Annotated in this window: 6 protein-coding genes; 2 read left to right on the forward strand and 4 right to left on the reverse strand. The window is 62.9% G+C overall.

Translation table 11 applies throughout. From position 1 onward, the window contains the following. Nucleotides 1–35 precede the first annotated feature (35 nt). On the forward strand, nt 36–1,478 hold the full coding sequence (locus CRJ03_RS08975) for an aldehyde dehydrogenase family protein (protein ID WP_104018544.1): 1,443 nt from the start codon (nt 36–38) through the stop codon (nt 1,476–1,478). A 76-nt stretch (nt 1,479–1,554) separates the two neighbouring features. Here the strand turns inward: CRJ03_RS08975 and CRJ03_RS08980 are convergent, their stop codons facing one another. The 4 genes from CRJ03_RS08980 to CRJ03_RS08995 form a co-directional block, all read right to left on the reverse strand. After that, nucleotides 1,555–2,706: a TauD/TfdA family dioxygenase gene (locus tag CRJ03_RS08980; protein ID WP_104018545.1), complete on the reverse strand. Its 1,152-nt coding sequence runs from the start codon at nt 2,704–2,706 to the stop codon at nt 1,555–1,557. A gap of 34 nt (nt 2,707–2,740) precedes the next feature. Further along, nucleotides 2,741–3,502, reverse strand: coding sequence for a class II aldolase and adducin N-terminal domain-containing protein (locus CRJ03_RS08985; protein WP_104018546.1), 762 nt, complete (start codon nt 3,500–3,502; stop codon nt 2,741–2,743). A 4-nt stretch (nt 3,503–3,506) separates the two neighbouring features. Then, nucleotides 3,507–4,475 (reverse strand): NAD(P)-dependent oxidoreductase, encoded by a 969-nt coding sequence (locus tag CRJ03_RS08990; RefSeq protein WP_104018547.1) that lies wholly within the window; start codon nt 4,473–4,475, stop codon nt 3,507–3,509. Nucleotides 4,476–5,196: 721 nt separating this feature from the next. Continuing rightward, the gene (locus CRJ03_RS08995) at nt 5,197–5,427 is read right to left on the reverse strand and encodes a helix-turn-helix transcriptional regulator (RefSeq protein ID WP_240611518.1); all 231 of its coding nucleotides are present in this window, start codon (nt 5,425–5,427) and stop codon (nt 5,197–5,199) included. Nucleotides 5,428–5,486: 59 nt separating this feature from the next. On the opposite strand from CRJ03_RS08995, the gene CRJ03_RS09000 reads away from it, so the two are divergent. After that, a complete protein-coding gene (locus tag CRJ03_RS09000; RefSeq protein WP_165375207.1) occupies nt 5,487–5,777 on the forward strand; it encodes a hypothetical protein in 291 nt (96 codons plus the stop codon). Nucleotides 5,778–6,000: the final 223 nt, after the last annotated feature.

Raw genomic sequence — 6,000 nt, forward strand, 5'->3', positions numbered from 1 at the left:
GCGCCCCCCAAAAGCGCCGCAAAAGGAGACACGGCATGATCACACTCGACACATTCTACATCGACGGGGCCTGGGTCGCGCCTGCCTCGAGCGAGACGATGCCGATACGCTCGCCCGCCACCAACCGTCAGATCGGCACCGTCGCCATGGGCAACGCAGAAGATGCGGTTCGCGCCGTTCAGGCCGCCAAACGCGCCTTCGAGACGTTTCCCATGACCTCCAAGAAGGAGCGTCTGGCCTTGCTGCGCCGCCTAGCCGAGGTGACGCGGGCGCGCCTGGACGATCTGGCCCATGCCATGACCACCGAGATGGGCGCGCCGATCACCATGTCGCGCGCGGTGCAGGCCGATGCCGGCATCGGTCACCTCGAGGCCTTCATCGCCGCGCTGGAGAGGCTGGACGAGGAAGAGATCCTGCCCAATGGCGATATCCTGAGCCGCGAGCCGATCGGCGTCTGCGGGCTGATCACGCCGTGGAACTGGCCGATCAACCAGATCGCGCTCAAGGTGATACCCGCGCTTGCCGCCGGGGCGACCTGCGTGCTCAAACCGTCCGAGCATACGCCGCTCTCGGCGCAGGTCTATGCCGAGATCGTGCACGAGGCCGGGTATCCGGCGGGGGTCTTCAACCTCGTGCAGGGCGACGGGCCGACGGTGGGCACGGCGCTGTCGCGCCACCCTGACGTGGCGATGATGTCCTTCACTGGCTCGACACGTGGCGGCAGCGCGGTAGCACGCAACGCTGCCGACAGCTTCAAGCGGGTGACGCTGGAACTGGGCGGCAAATCCCCGAACCTGATCTTCGCCGACGCCGATCTTGAGAAACGCGTGGCCGAGGGTGTGGCCGCGTGCTTCTTCAACTCCGGACAATCCTGCGATGCCCCCACCCGCATGCTGGTAGAGCGCAGCGTCTATCCCCGCGTGCTCGAGCTGGCCCAAGCCGCCGCAGAGGCCACAGTCATGGGCGATCCCGAGCAGGAAGGCGATCACCTCGGGCCGCTCTTCGACGAGATCCAGTATGACCGGGTGCAGACTATGATTGAGACAGGGCTCAACGAGGGGGCGCGCCTTCTGACCGGAGGAACGGGCCGCCCCGACAGATTGCCGGAAGCCCTGCAATCCGGCTGGTTCGTGCGCCCGACGATCTTTTGCGATGTCACGCCGGAGATGGTGATCTGGCGCGAGGAGATTTTTGGCCCGGTGCTCACCATCACCCCGTTCGACACCGAGTACGAGGCAATCGCGCTGGCCAATGACACCGAATATGGCCTCGCGGCCTTCATCCAGACCGGCAGCGAGGAGCGCGCCCTGCGGGTCGCACGCCGCCTGCGTGCAGGCGGCATCCATATCAACGGGCGCGATGCCGATTACGGATCCCCTTTTGGCGGATTCAAGCATTCCGGCAACGGCCGCGAGGGCGGTGTTCAGGGGCTTGAGGATTACATGGAAATCAAGGTCCGCCCGCCCTTCGCCGCCTGACAGGGCGTGCTCCCCAAACGACAGAACGGCGCGGGGCAATCCGCGCCGTTCCCACTTGTCCGTGCTGGTTGCCGGATCAGGCGCGCGCCCGGTCCTTGACGACAGACGTCTCGCCGGTGAAGCCCTGCCGCGCCAGTACACGGTAGGTGCTACGAAGCGCGCCGCGATCAGTGTAGCAGCCGCGCAGGTGGCGGCGGCCACTATCGGCCACGTAGCCTTCACGGCCATGCACGATCCGGTGGTTGTCGAACACCACGCAATTGCCGAGCTCCGAGCGGAAGCGCATCAGAAACCGCTCCTCCTGCATCATGCGGATGAACTTGAGGAATGCCGGGTAGTAGCGGTCCAGAATCTCCTGCGGCAGGTCCATGTTGTCCTGCAGGTGCTGGGAAATCGTGACGCCGGTCACGTTGCCGTCGAGATCGGTCTCGATCACCCGCTGATGCGCGCGGTAATCCCAGTTGTCATGCCGGTAGAAGAACGGAATGTAGTGGCGGGACAGGAGATCGAATGCCTCCGGGTCCTCTGCGCGCAGCGCCTCGGCCACGGCCGCGCCGTCGAGAAACAGCGACAGCCCGCCCTCGACGGTGTTCTCCAGACAATGCAGAAACTGCACCCCCGGCGCGGTTTCCTCGCCCGGCAAGTCAGTGTGCATCTCCAGCGGGCCTGCGGTGAAGGCGAGGTTGGTCGGATCGATCTCGACCCGGACATCGAAGAACAGCCCCTCCGCCGAAGGGGTGATGGGCCCGATCGCCCTTGCCAGACGCGGCAGGCTCTCGGTGCTGTGCTCCATGTCGTTGACGATGGCGATGCCGTCCTCGATCAGGGCGCGGCTCAGCCGCGCGCGTCCCTCGTTCGTGTCGGTCACCGCCTGCTGGCTGACGCGGACGATGTCGGGCAGGTGGTCGTTGTACCAGAGGTTGCGCGCGATATCCGCGGGATCGTCGACGCGGCCCTTGGCTGCGACCTCTTCCAGCAGGGCGATTGGCACGTGGCTCGCCTGCGCCTCGTCCTGCCAGCCGATCACCACCATGTCGCCATCGACATGGGCAGAGGTCGCACGCGGCGAGGACGACAATTCCGACGTGTCGAACACTCGCTCGCGTGTCTGTGGGTCAATGCAGGAGACACAGGCATCGCGCAGCCAGTAATAGTTGAAATAGGCGCGGCCGCCGGGCAGCCCGACGACCATGCCATTTTCCTGGAATTCGAACGTGATGTCGCTCATCGGTTGGTCATCCTTTCAGCAATTTCATGGTGTCTCAGGTGGCGTATGGGTCCGCCTCGGCATCGAGGATCGCGCGGATTTCGCGCAGATGTGCCTCGGCCTGCCCGGGATACTCCTCGAGTTCCCGCGCGGTCTTTTCCGCGATCTCGTCCGACAGCCGCCGCAGGGGCTGCCCGGTCTGAAGCGCGCGTAGATAGGTTTCCGCCGCGCGTTCGAAGTAATAGAGGCGGTTGAACGCATCCGCGACGCCGCTGCCGATGACGAGCAGGCCGTGGTTGCCCATCACCATGACCTTCTTCTTCGGGTCGGACAGCAATTCAGCACAGCGCCTGCCCTCCTCCTCGAAGGCCAGACCGCCAAATCCGGTATCCACCACATGACGGTCATGGAACGTCGCGGTGTTCTGGTCGATCGGCGGCAGCGTGCTGTCGGCGAGGCCGGCCAGCACCGTGGACCAGATCGAATGGGTGTGCATCACGCAGCGCGCGTGCGGACAATGGCGGTGGATCGCCCCGTGCAGCCCCCATGCCGTGGGATCGGGCGCCTCCGGCCCCTCGAGCGTTCCGGGATCGTCGGCATCGAGCAGCAGCAGGTCCGAGGCGCGGATGCGCGAGAAATGCACCTGGTTGGGGTTGATCAGGAATGCGGTGCCGGTCTCGTTCACCGCCAGGCTGAAATGGTTGGCGACCGCCTCGTGCAGGCCAATCCGCGCGGTCCAGCGAAAGGCAGCCGCGAGATCGGCCCGCTCCTGTGCAAAGCCTGTTCCGCTCTCGGCATCTGGCGCAAGATTCTCCATCGGATCACTCCGCGGCAAGGGGCTTGGCGCGGCCGGTGGGGAACACCTCGTAGCCGGGCTCCTCGGGCTCGTCATCGACCAGTTCAGAAGGGAAACCCTCTGCCCGAATGCTGAGGCCGGTTGCATCCTCCAGCCTGCGGATGATGTTGGGCGACAACTCGCGGTCGCCGTAGCGGGCGATGCCGTCATCGAAGATGCTGACAAGCAGCGGGCTGACCTCGAGCGTTACATTCGCCGCTTCGGCGATCTTCTGGAACAGGCCGATATCCTTTTTCACCAGGTCCATCGTAAACGAGACATCGCGCGAGCCATTGAGGATCAACTGGCTTTCGGTTTCATGCACGAAGGACGTCCCCGACGAGATCTTCATCGCCTCATACGTGGTGTTGAGATCCATGCCGGCGGCCTTCATCGTCACCAGCGCCTCGCAGCAGGACAGGAGGTTCGCCGTCGCCAGGTAATTGGTCATCACCTTCAGGATCGAGGCGGTGCCGATCTCGCCGGTGTGCAGCACCCGGCGACCCAGCGCCGTCAGGGTCGGCAACATGCGATCGAACGTGGCGCGATCGCATCCCGCAAAGATCGAGATGTTTCCGGTATCCGCCCGGTGACAGCCGCCCGAGACCGGGCATTCGATGGCCGAGCCACCATGCGCCTCCACCAGCGATGCGAGGCGCTTTACCTCCTCGGCATCCGTGGTCGACATTTCGAGCCAGATCTTGGTGTCATCGACGGCGGGTAACATCTCTTCAACCACGGCGGCAGAGGCTGCCGGCGACGGCAGGCAGGTGATCACCGCGTCGCAGGCCTGCATCAGCGCAAGCGGTCCGTCTACCGTTGCGGCCCCACGTTCGATGAACTCCGCGACAAGCTCACGGTTCAGGTCGTGAACCGTGAGGTCAAAGCCGTTGCGTAGCAGGCTTCCTGCCAACTTGCCGCCGACATTACCCAATCCGATAAATCCGAGTTTCATCTTGCTGTGCCTTGCCCGCTGTGACCCCTGATGTTCTCAGCAGCATGGCGCAGCACCGGGCGCCCGTAAAACAATGGCATTGCACCCTGAGGGTTCAGTTTCGTTGACAGAAAAGTGGGAAATCAGACCGATTTCATCGGTGGAACGGACTGGATAGGGCGTTTTGTGCCTTCTTAGGATGAAGTTTTCCGTGATTGCTGCCGATCCGCTTTCGAGTTGACTGGCCGCTGGCCGACTTTCTGCGCCGGATTTGCCGCACCTGCATGAATGCGTTTTCATCATGCATGATCGTGTCACTGAAAGGGTTAGACATCACCACGACCGGCAAGAAGGGGCTATATTCAGACCTATGCCACGCCGAGGGCGAAGGCCCGCTGTGGGTCGTCACGTTCTGAGCGGCGACCAAGGTTCTCAACTTTGCAGCGTCGGCTCACTGCGTATTGCTGCCGCCAAGACTGACGTGGCGAGCGGTCCCGGTCGCTGTGTCTCACGTCGGCGTTGCCAAAGAGTCATCGGCAGCTCTCTCTTCGCGCCCTCGACAGGTGATTTCAGCGCGCCTCGAGCCTCTGTTCTCCCGGTTTATAACCAATGGGCCACTCATCCAGCTTCGACCACCGCCGAGTTGAAGCAAGCAAACACTGGGAGAAAGGGCGTGGTGGTGATCATCAGTCGAACCAAGTGGACAAAGATCAAGGCTTCGATCCTCGCCGCCCAGTGATGCTCAGGTATCCTTGCGCAACCGGACGCCTGCGCCGCCCCCGTTCTCTGCGATGAACTCGACCCCGGCGGCTTCGAGGGCGACGCGGATCTTGGCCACGTTGTCGGGATTCATGTCATAACGCCCGGTCTCGAAATTCGAGATCGTGTTGCGATGAACGCCGGAGGCTTTTGCAAGATCGGCAAGAGACCAATTTAACGCTCCCCGCGCCATTCGCACTTGTGCGGATTTCACAACTATCTATCCTTGTGCTATTGTCACATGTGGCAATATCACAATTGGAGATCGAGACAATGACGAACATTCCCGACCATGTCCGCCGAAATCACGAAAGAACCTCCGAGAGACTGGATGAGGCGCGCGCAATGCTGCGCGCCGTCGAGCAGATGGCGGAGGCTGCAAGGCTGCCCCACTCGCCCGAGACTGAAAGTATGTTTGTTCTGATTGCGGCCACGCAAGACAAGTTGTTCGAGGCTGACGAAGCTCACGTTATCGAATGGGTGGGGCACGGCGGCAAGACAAGCGAGATGATGCTCGAGGGAACCGCTGCCGAACGCGATGAGGCCGCGGACGTCCAGCACTGAGCAACTATCCGGACTCATGCAAGACAGCTGCACCATAGCCAGCATGTTTGAAGGGCTGGACGCCCTCCACCACGCCGCAGCCAGGCGGGAGGATTGCCTGTTTGCCAAGCGCGCCGAACCCGAGTGACGCCTTCAACGATCGACAAGGACCGGGCGGGATCCGCCCGGTCTTTTCTGCAATTGTGAAACCCGGTGACAAATTCGGTGACAAGGGCAAAAGAAA

It is taken from the genome of Roseovarius nitratireducens (genome assembly GCF_002925845.1).
Lineage (GTDB): Bacteria > Pseudomonadota > Alphaproteobacteria > Rhodobacterales > Rhodobacteraceae > Roseovarius > Roseovarius nitratireducens.